Here is a 19,295-nt window from a genome sequence, read left to right as displayed (position 1 = left end):
CAGCAATATTGAAATTCATGCATACAAAAAATCCATTGTTAACAACATACGTTTAAAATTCATCAGATTTTTGATAATGTGTGGAATTCATTCAGAATGAACAGCCAAACATAGAAAAACCAATCATAATTGCAGCAATGCAAGATATGGGAAATGTTGGAAGCATAGTAGTAAATTTCATCAATGAGTCTCTCGGAACAAAAACATTCAGAACAGCAAAAACACAATTTCCAACATATATCGTAGATAGGGGAGGATATATTGATCTTCCAGATGAAAAATGGGAATACAAATACACTGATGACTTGATAGTATTTGGAGGAGGCAAAGGCCAACCACAAAGTAATAGCGAGTTAAACGCTCTGTGTCAAGATGTAATTGATACTGCAAAAAAATATTCAGCAAAATTCATCTATACATTTGGAGGATTTCACACAAATCGGATTTTTGACAACAAGCCTAAAACATACATCACAACAACATCAAAAGAACTAACAAAACAGATGGAGGGGTTAGAGGTTGAAACAACTCCTCAAAAATCAATCATTACAGGATTTAATGGATTAATTCTAGGGTTTGCAAAAATAAATGATATTCAGGGGATCGGCATGTATGGAGAGCTCAACGAGCCGGAAATACCACAATACAGATCAGCTATTAGCATAATCAAAACTCTTGAAAAATTAACATATAGAAAATTGGGAGATACTAGCCAATTAGAAATGATGGCTCAAGAGATAGAAAGAAAATTTAAAAATTAAATTTAGTGGGCTGTACCAACTTTATGAGGCTCTGTATTCTCATCATGGCAATCACAACTACAAAGATGAGTCTTGTGATTATTCATACAGTCAATGCATTCAAAATGCTTCCTTGTCTCACATGCAGCACAAATCATCTTAGTTTTGTTAAACAATAGGTGAATTTGAATTTTTTCTCTGTCAATAGATCTCAGTAATTTACTTCACTTCTGTCAAGAAGGCTATTAGTCAAGTCAACATACCCCTGAGGATCAAGTTCTTTGGCAAATCCTTTGTCAATGTTAATCAAAAAAATCGAATGGAGATGAGCATTTAAGATATCATCGTATTTTATTGGAGGATTTTTATAGTATCGATCACATAAATCCTTGATTTTTTGTACATTCTCTTTCTTTCTTGCATTTGGAGGCAACAAGAAAATTTTGGAAATGGGTAAAATTCCAACGACAGGTGTTGCCAATGAGAATTTTGAACAGTGTTGACTATATCTTGCAATCTTACTCATTATTCTGGCAGAAAAATAATCTATAGTATCCATTGCATGTTCTGGAGGAGTAAAACCAGTTTCAATTTCAATTATAGTATTACCGTCACCTTTCTTTGCAAAAATATCACAGACAAGAATATCTGTGACTTCTTTTTCAACTTCAACAGCATATCCTCTTGAAATTAAAGTACTAGCACAGATTAATTCCAAAATCGAGTGATTGATTTTAACCAGATTTTTTTTGTACATTCCAATTAATTGTTGCCTAACATAATTCAGTTTAGAGACATCATTTTCATTGAGATTTTTTGAGAGTTTTTCAGTCATCTCAAAAACATCATTTCTGAATTTTTCCAAATCCATGATTTAAGATAAGATAATTTTTGGGGTTTAAGAGTTAGATGGGATTGTAAAATTGACAAATACCAATGGCTCTAAGAGACAAAAACTACTCAATAAAAATTGAAAAATAGCGAATTTTTATTCATACTTTGCCTTAACTGCAAAAATCAAAATCATCCTATGTGTATAGAACCAAGGATACATTCATAGGATTATTTGCATTTTTAATGATATTTTCATTTATTCCAACATCTCAGGCAGAACTTTGGGAATTTGTAGTAGAAGCAAACGTCGAAAATGTAGTCGTGTATCAAGGAGATACGGTCGTAGTAACAGGCAGAGTAGTAAACCATGCATATGAGCCAACTAGAGGCGTGGAAGTTCTAATCAGAACAGGTTCAGACACTACAAAGACATTCACGACACCAGATGGACATTTCAGAGGAGAGTTTGAAAATTTTCAAAGAATCCCAGGAACATATACCGTTAATGTTATCGCATCATGGTATGGAATGACAGGATTGACAAGTACAGAATTCCAAGTAAAGGGAGATGTTTCACCAGTTTCAATTTTACAAGAAAAATTATCCACAGATGAAGCCATAAAATACCTCAGTGCAAATGAAACAGATTTTGAGAAAAACCCAATAGGTCAGACCTTATTCAAATACTATCATGGATTATTAGATGAATTAATCGAAGAACAAAGAGGCATTGAAGAATTAAGGGAAGAGCAGATTTTCATCGAACAGCAAAGAAGAATCGCTGATGTACTAAGAGAACAAGCTGTTGAAGAATACAATCCAAGAGCAGGAACATATGAAGGATATCAGTATGATGATTACATTAAGAGTGTGAATCCAGAAATTCAGGATCTGATCGTACAGCAATTGAACTTTACGAAGAATAATTTCATAGAGGCAAATAAGCTCAAACAAGAGATGTTAGTAAATGGCAGCACATATGAGGAATCCATGCAGGCATATCTAAAGATGCTTTCAATGCCAAAAGAAACTATTGAACAATTTAATCAGCAATATTTAGAAGAAACAACAGAAGAAAATCAAGAAGAATGAATAATTGATAAGTTCTACGTGTGTCTTATACTCAAAATCAAATATTAAGAAATAATGAAAATAGACATCCCATTATCTTGTCCATCATGTGGTGGGAAAATGTATTCGGTATCATACGAGTCATCATTATCAATCCTCAAAAAAAGAAGTTGGCAGACATGCAAAGAATGCAGATTTGAGAGAAACACGGAAGATTTCAAGAAAACCATTTGCTGTGCATAACAGCATTTGTCTAAACAATTTTTAATCTCAACAGTAGAAACAATTCAGAATGAAAATATTTCATAAATCTACATGCATTACATGTAAAAAGACAATCTCAAAAATTGAACGAATGAATACAGATATTGAAAAAAGAGATTTTTTCAAAGACCCATTATCAGAAACAGAACTCAAAAAGATTGTAAAAATGACAGGTAAAAAACCATCAGAATTACTCAGAAAAAGAGACAAAATGTACAAAGAACTAGATTTAGAGAATAAGAAAAAAACAGATGAACAATTAGTCAAATTGATGGTGAAGTATCCAGGATTAATTTTACGTCCAATAATTATAACAAAAAACAAGGCATTTGTTGGAAAAGTGAATGTTAAAAATTTAAAATAAATTGTTAAGAATTTTCATTTTTAAATATTCGAATTGCTTCTAAATGGGAGCAATTTGCCTTTAGCCCTTTTCCATGATGAAATTTATAGAAATTTTTGAATCCAGGACATTCACAGGTATCAGATGTTACAAAATAGGATTTTTCAGGATCAGATGAAGACTTGATTTGAAACAAATCATCTTCGATTTTTACTACACCGCCGCTTTCAACTAGTTTCTTAGCTTTTCGAATAGTATTAGCACTCACATAAAATCAAGAAAATATCAAAGTTTTATCTGTTATTTTTCATAACTTCATAAAATGTTTATATTATTTGATCGCGTATAGGATATGGACGAGAGACTTGCTTTTCTGCCTTAGTAAAGCCTAGAATTCGTTTCACTCTCGTCTGATTTTAAATGATATTTTGGACTCGCCCTATCTTACCAGAAAGCAATTCAACTTTGATTCCGTGAGGATGGGAATTGCTTGAAGTTAGAATTCGTTTGACTTTACCTTCAGTCAAAGTTCCTGTTCTTTGATCATGTTTTTGTACAATATTGACAGATAGGCCAAGTTTTATTTTATCTCTTGATGGAATGTCACTCAACAACATTTGGCCACAATGAGAGATTCTAAATCTTTGTTTTATAAAATAAAAGAGTTTTGAAAATTACTCAAAACGGTTGTTCTAATTTTTGTGGTTTTGGAAGCAGTCTCTGCAATAAACAGGTCTGTCTTCTTTTGGCTGGAATGGCACTTGGCAATCATTTCCACAGTCACCACATTTTGCATCATGCATTTCACGTGGTCTGTCGTCTCTTCTACCAAATCTAGAGCCTCTATCGCCACCAAAGCCGCCGGATCTTCCACCAAATCTACCACCACCTTGTCTAGGAGCTGGTTTATGATTTTGGAAACATTCTCTGCAATAAACAGGTCTGTCTTCTTTTGGCTTGAATGGTACTTGACATTCATTTCCACAGTCACCACATGTTGTGGTGTGCATTTCTCTTTCTCTATCAAAGGACATGTCTTTCTAAATCTCGATATCGCCATGCAGTAATAAACTGTGGGAAAAACATCTATTGTTATAAACTAATTATCCTCCTTGAGATTGTTGGGCATGAAAAGATATGTAGCCACTAGAATGGCGACTATGTTTGGAGTTTTGATGATAACTCTATTGATTACAATAGCACTTGTAGGCTCAAATATGGATGCGATTCTAAAACAAGGAATTGTATTTCAGGTAAGATCAGAGATAACAGACAACCCATCCATTGCAGAAAGTTTTTCATCAGTAGAGGAATTTGAGGGATTCATTCAAACTCAGATTGATCAAAGAATTCAGATTTTAGGATTAGATGAACCGTGGTATTCGCCTCAAAGAATAGGAGTGACAATGTATAAGATCATGTTATTAGATTTTGGCCATGCAACATTTTTGACCAGTGATGAAGGGTCTTCAGATGTTAAAGACATACTGTTTGAAAAACTTCCAAGAACAGTATTGCTATTCACAACAGCTACAATCATCATTTCAATCATTGGAATATTTCTCGGAGCTTTTTCTAGTAGCAAAGTAGGTTCTGGAATAGATAGAATTACATCAAGTTTTGCAATCATTAGTTCCAGTTTTCCTGTATGGTGGATAGGAATGTTAATGATATTTCTATTTGCGTTTACATGGCAAGTATTTCCTGCCAGAGCAACACCAGATATCCCATCATCGGATCCAGCATATATTGGATCCTTGCTATACCATATGGCACTACCATTAATCACAATTGTAATGATTGGGTTTGGTTCATGGGCATATCTTGTAAGAAATTTCATGGTGGGAATAATGCAAGAGGATTTTATCATGGCAAAAAAAACAATCGGAATTAAACAAAAGAAGATAATTTACACTCATGCATTGAAAAATGCAGCACCGCCAATTGTGACAATATTAGCATTAAGTTTGTCAGGATCATTAGGAGGGGCAATAATTACAGAAGCTGTTTTTGATTGGCCAGGAATGGGAAGATTATATTTTGAAGCAATTACAGTGATGGATCTTCCAGTAATTATCGGTGCAACATATCTGCTAACAGTATTTTTTCTAATCAGCATATTCATTGCAGATTTGCTTTATGGATATTTTGATCCTAGAGTGAGGACAGGGAATTGAGCAACATTACACCTCAAGAGATCAAGCAAGAATTTCTCAAAAGCAAGATGGGAATTGCGGGAATTGCGATCCTTTTGATATTGGTGTCAACTTCAATTGTGGCAATAATTGCAATTCCTGTAGAAACATTCCAAGAGTGGAATAACCCCAGCAACTGGATTTCAAATCCAAAAGTAGCAATTCCGATTTGGGTTAACATATTTTTGACTGAAAAAATTCCAGAACATAAAATTTTGAAAGAGCCAAACATTGAAAAAATAACAAATACAGGAATCGAATTGACATCACATCAGTTTGGATTAAATTTTGATTATGATGGCTTTCCAAATGATTTCATCTATGAGTTTTCATCAGAATATTCAGGATCCCCACTATTACAAATGTCAGTAATTCGACCAGATGGGATCAAAATTGATTTACTGACAACATCACTGCCTTATTCAAACGAAAAGACTACACACAGTGAAAGAATTTTTTCGACAGATCATGCAATAAAGAAAAATCTCTCATTGCAATCAGAAAATTTTGAATTCAAATTTGAAAGACTGTCTGCAGAAGACATTGTGTTTTCAAAAACTCACGTAAATGAGCCATTAAAAGGAAATTACATATTTTCTGTAGATCTGTATGGAGTAAACTCTGAAAATCAAATTTACGAATCAAAATTGATTGTGGGCGGAAAGGCATTTGGAATTATGGGAACTGATGAACTAAGGAGAGATTTAGCAATAGGGTTACTTTGGGGAACGCCTTTAGCATTATTCATAGGTCTAGTGGTATCCATTGCATCGGTAGTTGCAGGATTACTTTATGGGGTATATGCAGGATACAAAGGCAAAAAGACAGATGAGGTAATGATGAGATTCAACGATGTCATCTATGCATTGCCAGCACTACCATTTCTCATAATTCTTTCAGTAACAATCAGCAATAGCATATTTGTGATGGTAGGATTTTTGATGATTTTTGGATGGGTAGGTATAGCAAAGGTATCAAGAAGCATGTCACTTCAAATTAAAACTCGAGGCTATGTCGATGCAGCAAATATGATGGGTCAAAAAGATTCTAAAATCATTTTAAAACATATTGTACCTCAATTATTACCATATGCATTTGCAAGTATTGCAATTTCGGTTCCAGCAGCAATCACCACCGAAGCAGGTCTAAGTTTTTTAGGGTTGGGGGATCCTACATTTCCAACATGGGGACAAATCTTGCATGATGCAAATACATTTGGGGCAGCAGCCAGAGGAATGTGGTGGTGGATTATGCCTCCAGGAGTAATGATTGCAATTACAGGGTTGGCCTTTGTGTTTATAGGCAATGCTCTTGATGCAATAGTTAATCCTAAACTAAAAAGATAATCAATTAGAATAATTGCGAATGATATCTATGGCAGCATCATTGAGTTTGATGGTATATGTGAGAGAATTTGGATCATCTTTAGTTTCTGCCAAGATTTCTGTAAATTTTACTTTCTCATCTTCAGTTGCACCGGCTTCATGAGCACATAGATTAAACGCCTTTAGATTGAGATTATTTTTTAAAAGATACGCTATGAATTTTTTGTAATCTTCAGGATTTGCCCAACTAGTATTTTTTTCAGAACAAGCTGCAATCCACACATCAACAGAATTATGAAAGATTACCTTTTTACGAAGTTCATCTAACGACATATCTCTTTAGCTAAAAATCAGCTCTTTGCATTTTGGAACCACATCTTGGACAAGTTCCGCCTTTGTGTTTGTTGTTACATACAAGGCAAACATATCGGACACCACCAGAACCACCTTGAGATCCCATTCCAAAGAATCCGCCTCCTCCAGATCCAGAATCACCCCTATAACTTCCCATACGACCCATTTGTCGTCTTCTAATAATCATTGGCAACATAATGAAAATTGCCATTACCAATCCTATACTGATAAACCATGGAACCCCAAGAGCTGAAAGCCCTATTTGCAATCCGATGCTAAAAACCAAAGAAGCACCTAGGAAAATATAGTATCTTTTGAGTTGAGGATTCAATTCATTAAAAGTACCGTTAAAACGGTTATAAAGTTTCTTCAGTTTTCTTCTGTATTACCAGCAGTGTTTTTCAAAATTATTCAATTGAGAGAGGAATGGAATTGCCATTACTATCCCATGCAAAAATAGAATCATCATCGTAGGGAGACTTTACGATCATTGATACTAACCCAAAGAAATTATGCAAATCAGTTACAGATGGTTCTGCAGAGCCGCTTGGGTGAGAGTGAACAATTCCAACATAACTCATATCAAAAGGCAAAAAGGAATGTGGAAATCCGGCAAAAGTAGGACCAGTTTCACTAAAAGGAGGAATTACAAGTCCATCGATTTTTATCTCACCATTTTTTGATTTTCCTTTCAAAATCAAAATTCCTTCATTAGGATGTTTCATTTGACAAAATGACAAAATACTGTCATGAACTTCTTTTTTCAAAATTATTTTACGTTCAAACTTTTTCTTTTTGAATAACACACCAGAACTCTAGTTTGGAAGTAATTTAATTTTAAGATGTCAAAATAGTGTATCTAGTATTAGAAAATTGTCGCAGGTTTTGTTCGATTTCAGAGATAAGTTCAGGAATTTTAGAATTTATTTCATCTATTTCACCTTGAAAAGTTTCAGATTTTAGTTTAGAGTCATTAAACAGTAAAGTATTTTTTTCAAGATCATCTTCCAAAGAGCCTAATTGCTCAGGCAAAAGAGAACTCACTTCATTTTTCATTTCTTTGTATTTGTTGTAATATTCTGAAATTTGGTTTACAAAGTCATCCAAGGACTCTTCTATCTCAGTTATTTGAGCAGATGTTTTATCAACATCTTTTACAGATATAGAACCAGATGAAATTCCTTTTCTAACATTTTCAAGTATTGTGATAATAGAGTCTTTATTATCAGATGAAAGTACATCAAAAGGTTCTGCCAGCAAATTAGATAAAATATTCTTTTGATCCTTATCTAGTGATGAGGCATATTCATATCGGCTCAAAGGTCGGGAGATTTTGGTAAATTGAGTGTTAATTTGATCTTTGATTTTTGATTTTCGGGAAGTGAATTTATCCAAGGTATTTTTTAAATCGAGATATTTTTTGTAGTTTTCAGAAGATTTTACCTTAGCAATAGAGTTTTGAATATCATCTATTTTTTCTTGAGTCGAAACAATGTTTTTGTTTATATCTGCAAGTTTTAGAGATTTTTCATTACGTAAATCTGTCAAATTCTTTATTTGTTTTATAGAATCATTTATCTCGTCAGAAAGAGATTTTGTAGATTCATAATTTTTTAACAGCTTGCTAATTTCAGAATGATTTGCATTCATCACTTCAAGATTTTCCTTTAATTGCAAGGCGTATTTTTTTGCAAAGATGTGTATGACCCTTGTTTGCCTCCCTAAGACATCACCAACTTTTTTAAGAATTAGACCGAGAACTGAATCTAATTTTTCGGCATCATCAAAAGACGAAATTTTTGGTAATGAAACAACACCTTTTTTGATTACATCAATAACTTGTTTTTTACCTCGTACCACAATAATGGCAAGATGTTTATCTATATCATCAATGTTGAGATTATCTTTTTCAAGAACATTTCCAATTTTCATCAAATCTTTGATTAGTGGTTCTGTATTATTTCTCAAATTATTTATTTCAGTCAAAGTTTGAGATTTTCTCAACCCACTAAGATCAGAAATGACTTTCGGGACATCTGTGAGTAAAATTTCTTTATTTTTAGGGATTTCCTCAGCAGGTTTTTCTTCTTCTTTCTTTTTACCCCATCCAAAGACCATTTGGCTATCTTTTTCCTCGGGGGATTAAAAATGGTTGTACAACTAAAATTTAAAATTCAGTATATTTTAGAGGATGGCATGGCAAAAAAAACATTCCATACAGGAACAGTCAAAAAAACAATCAAAATTAAAGCATCAAAAGACAAAGTATGGAGAAAAATAAGCAATATCACAGGATTGCCAACATGGGTAGTCGATGTAAAAAAAACAGTCTATCTATCTAAAAAGAAAAAAGATGTGGGAGCAGTTAGATTGATCACATTTGCAGACGGAAATAGAATTGAAGAGCATGTAGTAGCCTGGAAAAAAGGAGAATATTTTACATATATCGCAACAGAAGGATTGCCATTAAGAGCATATGTTGCAACGATTTCAATAAAGCCAAAATCTAAAAATCTTGTTGAATTGACATGGCAATCATATCTTAACAGTAAGAAAATGTCTGAAAAACAATTCTTAGATTTTGTAGTGTTTTTGGGAGCATTTTACGAGGCATCTCTTGAAAATCTCAAAACATCTCTTGAAAAATAACACTAGATGTTATTCAAATCAAAGTGTAAATACGATAAATTAGAAAAAAAATTATGAGCGATATGAGATTTATCATAATCGGGATTGGATTGGTTTTTGCAGGATTCATAATTCTAGGAGGGTTCGGTCAAAATTATCAAGCCGCCACTCTTGAATCAAATCAGTTTGGCACATGTTATGAATATTCAGATGATTCGCCACCAGTAGAAATTAATTGCTCATTTAAGATATTTGATCAGGCCGTATTTTTTGGAGCTGTAATTGGAATTATTGGAGCAGGAATAGCATCTCTGATTAAAGGTGCAAGAGGAGACTGGGATAATAGAGTCAAACCAGAAGATATGGTAGGTCCAGGAAACAATCAAAATTCAGAGGATTCTGATAAAGACTAGGTCTATTTTTTAGATTTTAATTTTTTGTATTCTTCAGGACTATCTTCTTCCATTCTTTGAAAATACACTTCTTCATATGGCATTTTTTCTCAGTATTATATAACCAAATTTGCATTTAACCTTGAAGAATGATTTGTACTTGAATCAGGCATAAATTTCTAAAACATCAAGATTCGGATTCTATAATATTCTTCATGGAACTGAACATCTCATTGATTTCATCCATCCTTTGATCAAATTGTTCATCAGTTATTTCATCAGGCTTATTCAAAGTAACGATAATTTCAGAAACATCACCATTAGATACAACTCTCATTGGGACATTCCATGAAGACTCCTCATCAATGAATTGGTGATCTAGAATGCCCAAGGATTTATTTTCATTAAATTTCAGTTTAGATTTTCCATGAGGACCTGTAAATGACCACCAACCAGCATCATTGATTTTTGCATCAGGCATCATTTTAGAAGGCATGTTCAAAATTGCATCAAATGCATCACCTGTTTTCTTTTTTACAGTCATTGTAATTGTCCTAGACCTACCCATGAAATGAATTTCAAATAATAATTAAAAAAGATATAGTAGTAATCATAGGAATTAATGATACTAGACCTATTTATTCAAAAATTCTTTGATTTTCTTGAGATTTGCCACATTTGATTCATGAAACATCACCATGGATTCAGACAGAGAATTAGGCAAAACTGTTTTGAGGTTATTTACCAGGTCATCACCACTAGTAATCATATTATCAATTAATTTCTCAATTTCGTTCTTTTCATCAACCATTTGATTGTATTATAACTTGATCTTAATTATCTTTTTTTATCAAGGTTGCAGTAGAACGGACTTTTTTTAGTTTTTGGATATTCCACGAGATAATCTCACGAATCTTTTCAAAATTTTCTGCTTGTAGTTTTACCATCATATCGTGAGTTCCAATTGTTTCAAACACATCCACAACTTGTTCAATCTCTTTTAATTGATCAATTATTTCAGCTTCTGCACCAAGCTCACAATTAAGCATAACATATGCATCAGTCATGTCTAGACAATAAACTATGATTATTTAAAGATGGAGAATTTTGCGGATCTTACCAAGTAACATGTACCAAATCCTTGAGATTTCGACGAGGTTTTGGGAATTTAGTTTGTTTTGGATAACCTATGCAAAGCACAGATGAAGGAACTAGATCAGTTTCAAGTATATCCATCACCTTTTGTTCATCAAACATACCAATCCAAATGGAACTTAATCCAAGAGCTTGAGCTGCCAATTGAGAATATCCAGCAGCCAAAGTAGCATCCTGTATTGCAAATTTTTTCAAAATATATTCAGAGAAATCAAGTTTTACTCTTGAGGGATTTTTACAGAAAACCAAAACAACAGGAGCATCAACATAAGGCTGTTTGTTACAGGCTTCAACTAATTTCTTTTTCTTTTCAGGGCTTTTCACATAAAAGATCTCAAAACCCTGAAAATTACCAGCAGTTGGAGCAGTATCAGCAGCAGCAATTATTTTATCAATTTTTGTAGTTTCAACTGGTTTGTCTAAGAATTTTCTTGTTGAGCGCCTCTTTGCCATTACAGCAAACAAATCAGTATCTACAACTTCAGTAGGTCCAGATTTTAAGATAAAATCAAGTAGGTTATTTCTGACATTAGGATCAGTCTCATCAGGAGATATTTCTGGTTCATATCCTAAAGGGTAAATTTTCTCTTCAACACCGTCTGAGACCATAATAATGTTAGAAAAAATATAATATTAAAGAATTGTAAAAAATTCAAAACACGATTAGATCATCTATTCTGCTTCAAATTCATCACACCCAGAGGTGCATGGTTTGTTCATTACGCCTTCACATGCACCAAATTCATTATGCATAATTCTATGATGGCCACAAATTTTACATTTTTCTCTAAAATGAGAAATTAATTCTGCAGTAGAAATTTCAGAATCTTTTATCTTAGATTCGGTTTCTTGAGTCATGGTCATTTTCATGATTCAAGTCAGTTTAAACATTTTGAACTATTCATAGGGCAAAAAAACAAAGTTGTGAAAAACAGACTATCAGGAATCGAAAGGTACAGAAAGTGGGATGAACAATACAGTTTCAATAGCACGAGTGAGAGAGATCAGTAAATTGGAATAAAAATAGATGAAAAATGTCTGTTTTTAAAATATTTTGGAATGTATTAATTATTGCCACCAATGATCATGTATTCAATAAAGCATTCTTTAGAACAAAAATCAGTAGATCGATTATTAAATTCTTTTTTGCAATGTATGCAAATCTTCTTCATTGATTTTGAAAAATTTTATTTATATATAATATCAAAATCATTTTCTGACTAGTGCCAACTCCAAGAGAACATACGCCATTTAAGGGATGAAACTGGAGAGAAATATGAAAATTTTGGATTAGTTTAATTATCCATTAATGAAATTGAAACCATGAGCCTTGAAGGGATGTATATGCTAAACACTGAGGAATACAAGCCAGAGAAAATTCATCAAGCTTTGGATATGCTGTATCTAGACCGAAAAAATGAATTTCGTGAATTATCTCAAGTTCTTCTAAGTGAAAAAGCTCTTAGTGCAATGCCCCACTGGAAAGAATTTATTTTGAATTTCAGTTTGGATGTAGGAGATTCTTTTAAGACATGGTCGGGTCAAAAACCACCATCTGGAACTTCACCCCAAAAAGCTTTGACATTGTTAAAACAATTGGGTCATGATAAGACGTCTATGAATCAGCTTGCTCATTTACTTAACATCTCATATAATCTTGGAATGGAATTCAAAGAGATTTACAGACGTTTGAAATAATCTTCAGTTTATAGAGGTCTCAAGCAATTTTAAGATAAATTAATGATTCAAAATGTGATTTTGCTATGTTAAGAACGCCGAGAGAGGGATTCGAACCCCCGCACGCTTGCGCGTAGCCGTTTTCGAGACGGCCGCCGTACTACTTGGCTATCTCGGCAACTATTCTGATATATTCTCCATAATAAAGCGAATTGCTAGAATCAAATTTTATCAATATCAACCAATTCATCTCTGAATCTCTTTTTTATTTGATCTTTGGTTCTATTCCATTCATCTTCATCTACAAAATCTGAAAAAATTGAATGGAATCCATCAAAAACAGGATCATCTAAAATTGAATGAATTTCTTGTTTTTCGGATTCAGAAAAAGGAAAGTATGATGTTATTTTCAAAATAGAATTATCAGAATCATACCTAATTTCAAAAATTTTATCCTGTAAATGCAAGGGAAAATTCACAGAAGACATTAGTTTCATACTGTTAATTTCCATATTAAAATCGATTTCAAAAAAATGCGTCTAAAACATCGATCATTTCAGAAGGATAAACACAAAATACCTGAAAATTGCAAGAAATTCTATGGGGCTTAACCTAAAAGATTTGGTAATCAGAGAGAAAACTACACTTGAGGCATTTTCAAACAGGGTAATTGCGATTGATGCATACAATGCAATTTACCAGTTTTTAGCAAGCATCAGAGGACCAGACGGATTACAATTATCAGATTCAGAAGGGAGAATCACCAGTCATCTTAGCGGTTTACTTTACAGAAATGTAAATTTTTTATCTCTAGGGATAAAGCCAGTCTATGTTTTTGATGGAAGGCCACCATCTCTGAAGACAGCAGAAATTGAGCGCAGAAAACAAATCAAAAAGGATGCGACAGTGAAATACGAAAAAGCAGTAGCAGCAGGAAATATGGAGGATGCACGAAAATTTGCGCAACAAACAACCAGCATGAAAGATGGAATGGTAAAAGAATCAAAACAGTTTCTAACATATTTAGGAATTCCATATATTGAAGCCCCATCAGAAGGAGAGGCAACTGCAGCTCATTTAACAAATACAGGACAAGCATATGCTTCTGCAAGTCAAGACTATGATTCAATTTTATGCGGAGCAAAGAGACTAGTAAGAAATTTTACAACAAGTGGAAGACGAAAGATTCCAAATAGAAATACATACATCGACATACTTCCAGAAATTATTGAAACCCAAAAGACATTAGATGAAATTGGATTGACACGAGAAGAATTAATCGATGTTGGAATTTTGATTGGGACTGATTTTAATCCAAATGGTTTTGAAAGAATTGGTCCAAAAACAGCAATGAAGTTAATCAAACAGTATTCAAGATTGGAAGACATTCCACAAATTCAAGAGCAATTACAAGAGATTGATTTCAAACAAATCCGAAATATATTCTTAAATCCAGAAGTAGCAGAAGTGGATGAAATTGTGTTTAATGAAGTAGACTATGAAGGAGTAACAAATTACCTAGTAAAAGAGAGGAGTTTTTCTGAAGACAGGATTCAATCAACTTTAAATCGATTAAAAAAAGCTCTAGAGAAGAAGAGTCAAAATCTCGATCAATGGTTCTAAGATTTCAATTTAATAACTAGTCAATCCAATTTTAAAAAATGTCTCAAACCGAAGCTAGGAAAACACTCAAAGACGCCCCAGTTATGTGGAGAAGAATCAATTCCATAGGCGTGATTTTAGATTGTAATTCAACTTATGCGATAAATCTAGGATATACCAAATCAGAGATCATAGGAAAGTCAATTTTTGAACACGTACCAAAAGAGTCTTGGAAAGATATGAATGATTCACTAAAAATTTGGTTCGATACAGGAAAAGTAAGAGACAGGAAAATCACTTTTAAAAAACAAAACGGAGAAACTTTTTCTGGATTATTACAAGCAACAAGTTTGTATGATGAAAATAAAAATGTGCTTGGAAGCAACACAGTAATTTTTGATTTGAAACAAATGACAGATGAAAAAATAAATGAATATAAAAAATTCTTTAAAGATTCAAATGATAAACTAGAAGAGATTAAAGAAAAAGAGTACGATCAGATGGATGAAAATTCAAAATCAGAATATGACGGATTGAAAGAGATGTTTGAAATGTTATCCACGATTGATTTTGACGAGTTAAGAAAATAGTTTAAAGAATTATTGAAAATATTGTTAATTAAGTAATTTCAAATCATCATACACTAAAAGTATCAAAGACAAGGATGAGAAATTTTCAATAAATTATATCCTGCAAAAACAAATTTTTAAAGAACATTATATTCATGAAAAATGTTATGATTTGTAAACACAATCAGAACTAAAAAAATATTATTAATTATTGATTATATTACAGGTTAAGATTTTATGCAATATTTGCAACTTGTGAATTTTTCTTTTTTTGCTTCATCCAAATTGTCTGGAGTAAAGTAAATTCTTTCTAATTTTTTGATTTCAACAATTTTACAATCAGGTGTCATTTCTGCTAAATGATGTACGATGTTGTCAGATTTGTTTCCTAAATATCCCGGCATGTCCTATATAGAAATTAACAATAATATCTATTTATGCCTAATAGTTATAGAATCGTGAAATGATATATAGGGAATTAGGCACAAAATCAAAAAATTACGTCAGTATATACAAGAGGTCAACTACTCAAAGTATGTTCAAAAAGATTCTATCAAAATTGAAAAGAGGTTCAGATAAAACCAAAGTAAATGAAGATGTTAATGCATTCAAAGAAACTGAAAAAATAAACGAGGAAAAATCCAAATGAAATACAAGTGCAGAGAATGTAGTTTCCACTGGGATGGGTATTCAGATACATTTGATAAAGTGTTAATTCATGAAAAAACTCATAAAAATAATAGTGTTGATTAAATGGTAATTTGCAATAAATGTTATAATCAACACCATGATCAATGCATGGAAAAAGCAGGCATGTTCAAATGTAGTTGTGATTTTTGCAAAAAATAAATCATTCTAAATTATTTTTAATAGAAGTTTTAAGTTCATCAAAAACTTGTTGAACTTCAGTAACGGCAGCCCCATCTTCTAAAGTACTCACATCACCAATTTTTTCATTGTTTCCAATTGCTTTTAGTAGTCTACGCATTATTTTTCCACTGCGGGTTTTTGGGAGTTTTGAAACAAAATAGATTTGTTTCGGAGTTGCTATGGATCCAATATTATTTCTAATTTTATCAATAATTTCTTTTTCCAGTATTTTGGAATTCTGCTCTACACCTTGTTTTAAAACGACAAATGCAATAATTACTTCACCTTTAACTTCATCTGGAATTCCACATACTGCAGATTCTGCCACACTAGGGTGTGAGACAATACAACTCTCAAGTTCCGCAGTTCCAATTCGATGACCTGCAACTTTTAGAACATCATCTGCTCTACCCAGTAACCAAAGATACCCATCTTCATCTTTTCGAGCATAGTCTCCAGGATAATAACAATTTTCATATTTTGACCAGTATACTGTTTTGTATTTTTCATCATCATTCCATAATGTCAAAAGCATTCCAGGCCAAGGATTTTTGATTACAAGATACCCCTTTGTATTTACAGGAACATCTTTTCCAATTTCATCAACTACCGAGATATCTACGCCTGGAATTGGGAGGGTTCCAGATCCAGGCTTTAGAGGAATAGATTCCAATCCCGGAAGAGGCGATATTAGCATACCTCCAGTTTCAGTCTGCCACCAAGTATCAATGATAGGACATTTTTCTTTTCCAATTGTTTTAAAATACCATTTCCAAACTTCAGGATTTATTGGCTCACCTACAGAACCAAGTAATCTTAAATTTGAAAGATCAAATGAGTTTGGGATTTCATCTCCAAATTTCATAAACATCCTCAATGCAGTAGGAGTTGTGTAAAAAATTGTTACTTTGTATTTTTGTAAAATATCCCACATTCTTGACGCATCAGGAAAATCGGGTGCACCTTCATACATTACTTGTGTTGCACCATGAAGAAATGGAGCATATGCAACATAACTATGTCCAGTAACCCAACCGATGTCGGCTGTGCAAAAAAAGACATCAGAATCTTTTATGTCAAAAGCCCATTTGAAAGTTGAATGCAAATGAGTCAAGTATCCACCAGTACCATGTAACACGCCTTTTGGTTTTCCAGTAGTACCTGAAGTATACAAAATGTAAAGAGGATGATCACTCGGTAATGCTTCAGCAGAGCACAGTTCTGAAATGTTATTCATTAAATCATTCCAAAGATTATCTTTAGGATTCATTGTGATTTTATTTTTAGTTCTTTCAAGTACCACTACATGTTCAACAAAATCAATATCCTTTATTGCATCATCAATTACATCTTTGAGTTTTACAATTTTTCCTCTTCTATACCCTCCATCTGCAGTAATGATAATTTTAGATTTTGAATCAGACACCCTATCTTTAATTGAGGTTGCACTAAATCCAGAAAAAATTACAGTATGTATTGCGCCAATTCGTGCACATGCAAGCATTGAAACTATGAGTTCTGGAACCATTGGAAGATAGATAGTTACCCTGTCATCTTTTTGAACACCTAGAGATTTTAGGACATTTGCAAATTTCTGAACCAGTGTGAACATTTCACCATATGTGACATTTCGTGATTCTCCATTTTCACCCTCCCATAAGATAGCAGATTTTGTAGATTTTTCACTCTGATGTATATCTAGGGCATTATATGAGGCATTAATTGTGCCTCCAACGAACCATTTGGCAAAGGGAGGGCTCCAATCAAGGGTTTTGTCCCAAGGAGAAAACCATGACAAATGTTTTGCTTGTTCATCCCAAAAAGATACAAAATCAGAATTTGCCTTTTCCCTTAAACTGTTATTATTATTTCCAAGTCCAATTCTATATGTCTCAGACATCAAAAAATGTATGAACTTAGATCTTTCTAAGTGTTAAAAAAATTATTTAAAAAAATTATTGTGCTTCCATTCTAGCAAGCCAATCGTTATCATTGTCGTCTTTTGAAGTATCTGCTGTCACCTGTTGGGGTGGTTCTGGAAATGCAAATTTTGCCTCAGATTCAGTTGGAGGTTCTGGTATAGGGGTACTAGGTGCCTCAATTGGTTCTGAAGGTATTGTTGTTGATTCGACTGGTACTTCTGGAAGTATAGTCTGAACAATTTGTTGTTCTTGTTCAGATGTCTCCAGATATGAAACGGCTGATTCTTGGATGTCTGGTGTTGGAGGGGCTGTTATCTCTTGCACTTCCAATTCAAGATCTGCAATTCTACTCTTTACATTTGCGATTTCTGCTGTTTCGTGAGTTACATGCTCAATTACCTCAGTTGTGCATGATTTCACTGTCTCAAATGTTGCATCAGAGATTTCGTTGCTCTTGAATTGTACTTTTGCATCAAACGATAACATTTTAGCTGACTTCATTTGTTCATTTAACTCAGTCAATCTTGCCTCAAGTATTGCTTTGATTTCATGTTCTGTTTCATCTAATGATACAAGTTTTGACTTGTATTTTTCATGAATGATTTCTGCATCTGCTTTCATGTCATCATTTTCTGAAACAATGTCAATCAATGCTTTCAATCGACGTAGAGTTAATTGTTTTTCACGAATGAGTCTTTGTGAGTCGAGTCTCCATTTTGGAATGAAAATAACAACTTCGCCTTGAACTACTAATTGTTCATATTGGATTTGCTGTAATCCTTGTGAACCGCAGTCAATGCCAACGGATTGAATACTTCCGTCAATATCAGTTATTGTTCCTACGACTTTACCCATGAATGTTCCGTACATGTCTTTGACATTTTTACCGATAATTTCGATATCGTCGTTTGTCATATGTGATAGTTTAGGGATTTGTATAACCGACAAAGTGTAAGAAATGTTTTTAGTTTTAGTAAGATTAAATTCACCTACACAAAATCCAAGGATATTTAGTAATTTTAAAATCTAGAGACAAAATAACAGGCACATGATTCAAAAAGAAGAATTAGAGCAAATTTTGAACTTTGTCGCAAGTAGATGGATTGAAGTCACAAAGGATCCAAACAACAAAGCAATGGAGACCTTGCCAAGTGATTTTTGGATGAATTCTATCGGAGGGAAAACTGCTAAAAAAGGATATTGGGTTACAACTTTGTTGTACACAGAAAATGAAGAAGATGCTGAAGCATTCAAGCAAGTTTTACTCAGATGGCAAGCAAAAGGTCAAGATAAAAACAGAGACAAGGGCCCCGATCTAATTCAAATTGGAAAGAAGAAATAGACTATTAATAAT

Annotated in this window: 29 protein-coding genes and 1 tRNA gene; 12 read left to right on the top strand and 18 right to left on the bottom strand. The window is 33.2% G+C overall.

Features of this window, described 5'->3' with window-relative positions; translation table 11 throughout:
* The first annotated feature begins 80 nt into the window (after nucleotides 1-80).
* Nucleotides 81-761, top strand: coding sequence for a PAC2 family protein (locus NSED_RS03810; protein WP_014964927.1), 681 nt, complete (start codon nucleotides 81-83; stop codon nucleotides 759-761).
* 190 nt (nucleotides 762-951) lie between these two features.
* Here the strand turns inward: NSED_RS03810 and NSED_RS03805 are convergent, their stop codons facing one another.
* Nucleotides 952-1,611, bottom strand: coding sequence for a hypothetical protein (locus NSED_RS03805; RefSeq protein WP_014964926.1), 660 nt, complete (start codon nucleotides 1,609-1,611; stop codon nucleotides 952-954).
* 161 nt (nucleotides 1,612-1,772) lie between these two features.
* Here NSED_RS03805 and NSED_RS03800 point away from each other — a divergent pair, with 161 nt between their 5' ends.
* The 3 genes from NSED_RS03800 to NSED_RS03795 are packed head-to-tail and all read left to right on the top strand — an operon-like array spanning nucleotide 1,773 to nucleotide 3,273.
* Nucleotides 1,773-2,666: a carboxypeptidase-like regulatory domain-containing protein gene (locus tag NSED_RS03800; protein WP_014964925.1), complete on the top strand. Its 894-nt coding sequence runs from the start codon at nucleotides 1,773-1,775 to the stop codon at nucleotides 2,664-2,666.
* 54 nt (nucleotides 2,667-2,720) lie between these two features.
* On the top strand, nucleotides 2,721-2,888 hold the full coding sequence (locus NSED_RS10130) for a hypothetical protein (RefSeq protein WP_193353272.1): 168 nt from the start codon (nucleotides 2,721-2,723) through the stop codon (nucleotides 2,886-2,888).
* Between the two features lie 49 nt (nucleotides 2,889-2,937).
* A complete protein-coding gene (locus tag NSED_RS03795; protein WP_014964924.1) occupies nucleotides 2,938-3,273 on the top strand; it encodes an arsenate reductase family protein in 336 nt (111 codons plus the stop codon).
* Between the two features lie 4 nt (nucleotides 3,274-3,277).
* Here NSED_RS03795 and NSED_RS03790 read toward each other — a convergent pair whose 3' ends face one another.
* From NSED_RS03790 to NSED_RS03780, 3 genes are all read right to left on the bottom strand, one after another.
* Nucleotides 3,278-3,520, bottom strand: coding sequence for a hypothetical protein (locus tag NSED_RS03790; protein ID WP_014964923.1), 243 nt, complete (start codon nucleotides 3,518-3,520; stop codon nucleotides 3,278-3,280).
* 148 nt (nucleotides 3,521-3,668) lie between these two features.
* Nucleotides 3,669-3,863, bottom strand: coding sequence for a YwbE family protein (locus NSED_RS03785; RefSeq protein WP_016939755.1), 195 nt, complete (start codon nucleotides 3,861-3,863; stop codon nucleotides 3,669-3,671).
* An 81-nt stretch (nucleotides 3,864-3,944) separates the two neighbouring features.
* On the bottom strand, nucleotides 3,945-4,262 hold the full coding sequence (locus NSED_RS03780) for a CxxC-x17-CxxC domain-containing protein (RefSeq protein ID WP_237737705.1): 318 nt from the start codon (nucleotides 4,260-4,262) through the stop codon (nucleotides 3,945-3,947).
* Nucleotides 4,263-4,379: 117 nt separating this feature from the next.
* Here NSED_RS03780 and NSED_RS03775 point away from each other — a divergent pair, with 117 nt between their 5' ends.
* Together NSED_RS03775 and NSED_RS03770 are read left to right on the top strand one after the other, a co-directional pair.
* A complete protein-coding gene (locus tag NSED_RS03775) occupies nucleotides 4,380-5,429 on the top strand; it encodes an ABC transporter permease (protein WP_014964920.1) in 1,050 nt (349 codons plus the stop codon).
* On the top strand, nucleotides 5,426-6,793 hold the full coding sequence (locus tag NSED_RS03770; protein ID WP_014964919.1) for an ABC transporter permease: 1,368 nt from the start codon (nucleotides 5,426-5,428) through the stop codon (nucleotides 6,791-6,793). Before NSED_RS03775 ends, NSED_RS03770 begins: the two co-directional genes overlap by 4 nt.
* On the opposite strand, the gene NSED_RS03765 is transcribed toward NSED_RS03770, so the two are convergent.
* The 4 genes from NSED_RS03765 to NSED_RS03750 all read right to left on the bottom strand — a co-directional run bounded on the left by NSED_RS03765 (nucleotide 6,794) and on the right by NSED_RS03750 (nucleotide 9,244).
* Nucleotides 6,794-7,105 carry a hypothetical protein gene (locus tag NSED_RS03765; protein WP_014964918.1) on the bottom strand — a complete coding sequence of 104 codons (312 nt, stop codon included), beginning with the start codon at nucleotides 7,103-7,105 and terminating at the stop codon, nucleotides 6,794-6,796.
* 10 nt (nucleotides 7,106-7,115) lie between these two features.
* Nucleotides 7,116-7,457 (bottom strand): hypothetical protein, encoded by a 342-nt coding sequence (locus tag NSED_RS03760; protein WP_014964917.1) that lies wholly within the window; start codon nucleotides 7,455-7,457, stop codon nucleotides 7,116-7,118.
* Between the two features lie 76 nt (nucleotides 7,458-7,533).
* A complete protein-coding gene (locus tag NSED_RS03755) occupies nucleotides 7,534-7,932 on the bottom strand; it encodes a Mov34/MPN/PAD-1 family protein (protein WP_014964916.1) in 399 nt (132 codons plus the stop codon).
* Between the two features lie 31 nt (nucleotides 7,933-7,963).
* A complete protein-coding gene (locus tag NSED_RS03750; RefSeq protein ID WP_014964915.1) occupies nucleotides 7,964-9,244 on the bottom strand; it encodes a hypothetical protein in 1,281 nt (426 codons plus the stop codon).
* Between the two features lie 30 nt (nucleotides 9,245-9,274).
* Between NSED_RS03750 and NSED_RS03745 the strand changes: the two genes are divergently transcribed.
* Both NSED_RS03745 and NSED_RS03740 read left to right on the top strand, forming a co-directional pair.
* Nucleotides 9,275-9,775, top strand: a complete 501-nt coding sequence (locus tag NSED_RS03745; RefSeq protein WP_237737704.1) for an SRPBCC family protein — start codon at nucleotides 9,275-9,277, stop codon at nucleotides 9,773-9,775.
* A gap of 62 nt (nucleotides 9,776-9,837) precedes the next feature.
* Nucleotides 9,838-10,167: a hypothetical protein gene (locus NSED_RS03740; RefSeq protein ID WP_014964913.1), complete on the top strand. Its 330-nt coding sequence runs from the start codon at nucleotides 9,838-9,840 to the stop codon at nucleotides 10,165-10,167.
* Between the two features lie 166 nt (nucleotides 10,168-10,333).
* Here NSED_RS03740 and NSED_RS03735 read toward each other — a convergent pair whose 3' ends face one another.
* The 5 genes from NSED_RS03735 to NSED_RS03720 form a co-directional block, all read right to left on the bottom strand.
* Nucleotides 10,334-10,714, bottom strand: coding sequence for a hypothetical protein (locus tag NSED_RS03735; RefSeq protein WP_014964912.1), 381 nt, complete (start codon nucleotides 10,712-10,714; stop codon nucleotides 10,334-10,336).
* Nucleotides 10,715-10,780: 66 nt separating this feature from the next.
* Nucleotides 10,781-10,957, bottom strand: a complete 177-nt coding sequence (locus NSED_RS10450) for a hypothetical protein (RefSeq protein WP_016939752.1) — start codon at nucleotides 10,955-10,957, stop codon at nucleotides 10,781-10,783.
* Between the two features lie 22 nt (nucleotides 10,958-10,979).
* Complete coding sequence (locus NSED_RS03730) at nucleotides 10,980-11,213, bottom strand: Lrp/AsnC ligand binding domain-containing protein (RefSeq protein WP_014964911.1); 234 nt, start codon at nucleotides 11,211-11,213, stop codon at nucleotides 10,980-10,982.
* A 49-nt stretch (nucleotides 11,214-11,262) separates the two neighbouring features.
* On the bottom strand, nucleotides 11,263-11,910 hold the full coding sequence (locus NSED_RS03725) for a nitroreductase family protein (RefSeq protein WP_014964910.1): 648 nt from the start codon (nucleotides 11,908-11,910) through the stop codon (nucleotides 11,263-11,265).
* A gap of 63 nt (nucleotides 11,911-11,973) precedes the next feature.
* Nucleotides 11,974-12,159, bottom strand: coding sequence for a hypothetical protein (locus NSED_RS03720; protein ID WP_016939751.1), 186 nt, complete (start codon nucleotides 12,157-12,159; stop codon nucleotides 11,974-11,976).
* Nucleotides 12,160-12,624: 465 nt separating this feature from the next.
* Here NSED_RS03720 and NSED_RS03715 point away from each other — a divergent pair, with 465 nt between their 5' ends.
* A complete protein-coding gene (locus tag NSED_RS03715; protein WP_014964908.1) occupies nucleotides 12,625-12,999 on the top strand; it encodes a hypothetical protein in 375 nt (124 codons plus the stop codon).
* A gap of 75 nt (nucleotides 13,000-13,074) precedes the next feature.
* Here NSED_RS03715 and NSED_RS03710 read toward each other — a convergent pair.
* Together NSED_RS03710 and NSED_RS03705 are read right to left on the bottom strand one after the other, a co-directional pair.
* Nucleotides 13,075-13,156 (bottom strand) — tRNA-Ser (locus tag NSED_RS03710).
* Nucleotides 13,157-13,199: 43 nt separating this feature from the next.
* Nucleotides 13,200-13,475, bottom strand: a complete 276-nt coding sequence (locus NSED_RS03705) for a hypothetical protein (RefSeq protein WP_016939748.1) — start codon at nucleotides 13,473-13,475, stop codon at nucleotides 13,200-13,202.
* 103 nt (nucleotides 13,476-13,578) lie between these two features.
* Here NSED_RS03705 and fen point away from each other — a divergent pair, with 103 nt between their 5' ends.
* Complete coding sequence (gene fen / locus NSED_RS03700; RefSeq protein WP_014964906.1) at nucleotides 13,579-14,601, top strand: flap endonuclease-1; 1,023 nt, start codon at nucleotides 13,579-13,581, stop codon at nucleotides 14,599-14,601.
* 38 nt (nucleotides 14,602-14,639) lie between these two features.
* Nucleotides 14,640-15,170, top strand: a complete 531-nt coding sequence (locus NSED_RS03695) for a PAS domain-containing protein (protein ID WP_014964905.1) — start codon at nucleotides 14,640-14,642, stop codon at nucleotides 15,168-15,170.
* A 206-nt stretch (nucleotides 15,171-15,376) separates the two neighbouring features.
* Here NSED_RS03695 and NSED_RS10445 read toward each other — a convergent pair whose 3' ends face one another.
* The 3 genes from NSED_RS10445 to NSED_RS03685 form a co-directional block, all read right to left on the bottom strand.
* Nucleotides 15,377-15,553, bottom strand: a complete 177-nt coding sequence (locus NSED_RS10445; protein ID WP_016939746.1) for a hypothetical protein — start codon at nucleotides 15,551-15,553, stop codon at nucleotides 15,377-15,379.
* A 446-nt stretch (nucleotides 15,554-15,999) separates the two neighbouring features.
* Nucleotides 16,000-17,919: an acetate--CoA ligase gene (gene acs / locus NSED_RS03690; RefSeq protein WP_016939744.1), complete on the bottom strand. Its 1,920-nt coding sequence runs from the start codon at nucleotides 17,917-17,919 to the stop codon at nucleotides 16,000-16,002.
* 55 nt (nucleotides 17,920-17,974) lie between these two features.
* Nucleotides 17,975-18,856, bottom strand: a complete 882-nt coding sequence (locus tag NSED_RS03685) for a CdvA-like protein (RefSeq protein ID WP_014964903.1) — start codon at nucleotides 18,854-18,856, stop codon at nucleotides 17,975-17,977.
* Nucleotides 18,857-18,989: 133 nt separating this feature from the next.
* Here NSED_RS03685 and NSED_RS03680 point away from each other — a divergent pair, with 133 nt between their 5' ends.
* On the top strand, nucleotides 18,990-19,283 hold the full coding sequence (locus NSED_RS03680; protein WP_014964902.1) for a hypothetical protein: 294 nt from the start codon (nucleotides 18,990-18,992) through the stop codon (nucleotides 19,281-19,283).
* Nucleotides 19,284-19,295 lie beyond the last annotated feature (12 nt).

Source organism: Candidatus Nitrosopumilus sediminis (assembly GCF_000299395.1).
GTDB classification, from domain to species: domain Archaea; phylum Thermoproteota; class Nitrososphaeria; order Nitrososphaerales; family Nitrosopumilaceae; genus Nitrosopumilus; species Nitrosopumilus sediminis.
The sequence above is the reverse complement of the archived record's forward strand: the minus strand, read 5'-3'. Positions and strand labels throughout refer to the sequence as shown.